2 protein-coding genes and 1 pseudogene are annotated in these 1643 nt (G+C 60.0%); all 3 read left to right on the forward strand.

Annotated elements, in window-relative coordinates:
• A partial coding sequence (locus GTGU_RS23100) for a hypothetical protein (protein ID WP_038163341.1) occupies positions 1 to 182 on the forward strand: 182 nt, incomplete at its 5' end.
• On the forward strand, positions 182 to 1450 hold the full coding sequence (locus GTGU_RS23105; protein ID WP_245609642.1) for a DUF935 domain-containing protein: 1269 nt from the start codon (positions 182 to 184) through the stop codon (positions 1448 to 1450). The genes GTGU_RS23100 and GTGU_RS23105, both read left to right, overlap by 1 nt.
• Positions 1444 to 1643, forward strand: a pseudogene (locus GTGU_RS26765) (DUF935 domain-containing protein); the annotation flags it as partial. The gene GTGU_RS23105 and the pseudogene GTGU_RS26765, both read left to right, overlap by 7 nt.

The following is a 1643-nucleotide window of genomic DNA, read 5'->3' on the forward strand; positions in this document are numbered from 1 at the left end:
GATGCCGCGATTGCTGTCTTCTGGGCTTTCTCGCCAGCCGTGAAGAGTGTCGCCGCTACGAGCTGCACCGGCTGTACAAACCCAACCGTGATAACAAACGTAACGCCCGGCCTGACGAGGCTGACGGTCACCGTCAGTTGCGTATTACGCGGGGTCTTAAAAACCAGCGGGGATTACTCTGATGTTTAAACAGTTAACCGGTGCCGTTCGTCGGCTCTTCAGCGCATCCAGTGGTGAGACAGTGACGGTCCGCCAGGAAGAACTCGCACAGCCGCAGGCCCGCGCCCGTACCATCAGCGTGCGCACACCCTCTCCCGGCATCAGCGTTGCCAGCACCCTGTCACCGGGCAGGCTTGCCGGGATATTGCGCGAAGCCGCGAACGGCAATACCCGTGATTTCTTTATCATGGCCGAAGAACTGGAAGAGCGTGACCTTCACTACGCCAGCGTTCTGCGTACCCGCAAGCTGACGGTGGCCGGGATAGAGCCGACCGTTGAAGCCGCCAGCGATGACGCCCGCGACGTGGAGATTGCTGATGCAGTGCGTCTGGTTATCAGTCAGCCGCAGATACCGGAACTGCTGTTTGATTTGCTCGATGGTCTGGGTAAAGGCGTCGGCGTGTGTGAAATCCTCTGGGATACCAGCAGCCAGTTCTGGCAACCCCGCGATTATGAATGGGTTGATCCCCGCTTCCTGAAAACCGACCGGGAGACGTTGCGTAGTTTCCAGTTGCTGACGGACAAAAATCCCATCGACGGCGAGCCGCTGACACCGGGTAAATATGTTGTTCACCAGCCCCGCCTGAAATCAGGTCTTCCTGTCCGTAACGGTCTGGCCCGCCTCGTGGCCGTGATGTACATGCTGAAATCGTTCACCATCCGTGACTGGTGGGCGTTCGCCGAGAAATTCGGTATTCCGGTGGTGGTCGGTAAGTACGGTCCCAACGCCAGCCCCGAACAGATCCAGACGCTGCTGGATGCCATTGCCTCGCTGGCATCGGATGCCGGTTGCGCCATCCCTGACAGCATGCTGCTTGATATGAAGGAGACGGCCAGCCGCAACAACGGCGGCGCGTTGTTTAAGGAGATGGCCGTCTGGTGTGATGAGCAAATCAGCAAGGCCGTTCTCGGTCAGACCATGACCACCGATGACGGCAGTTCCCGCGCACAGGCCGATGTGCATGACCGGGTGCGTATGGACGTTGCCCGCTGGGATGCCCGCCAGCTTCAGAACACCCTCAATGAATTCCTTGTGCGTCCGTTCGTCATCATGAATTACGGACCGCAGACCGCCTATCCCGGTGTGGTGCTGCGCCTCAGCGAGCCGGAAGATCTGAAGGCGCTGGTCGAGGCGCTGACGCCGTTGATTGACCGGGGGCTTGAAGTGCAGATGTCGGAAGTGCGGGACAAGTTCGGGTTGTCTGAGCCGGAGAAAGGCCAGTATTGCTGACGCCGGTGACCCGCGCTGAGGCTGTCGCACCGGTGGCGCTCAATCGCGAGCAGGTGGCGCTGAACCGAAGCCAGCCCGACGCGACTGACCTGCTGGTGACGGAAGGATTGCAGGACTGGCAGCGTACCGGCGATGCGTTCACCAGTCCGGTGCTGTCGCTTGCTCAGGCGTCGGACAGCTTCGATGAGTTTCT

It is taken from the genome of Trabulsiella guamensis ATCC 49490, assembly GCF_000734965.1.
GTDB classification, from domain to species: domain Bacteria; phylum Pseudomonadota; class Gammaproteobacteria; order Enterobacterales; family Enterobacteriaceae; genus Trabulsiella; species Trabulsiella guamensis.

What these genes read in the sequence shown, in the direction of transcription:
- GTGU_RS23105 (WP_245609642.1), top strand. Translation starts at nt 182, where the DNA reads ATGTTTAAACAGTTAACCGGTGCCGTTCGTCGGCTCTTCAGCGCATCC.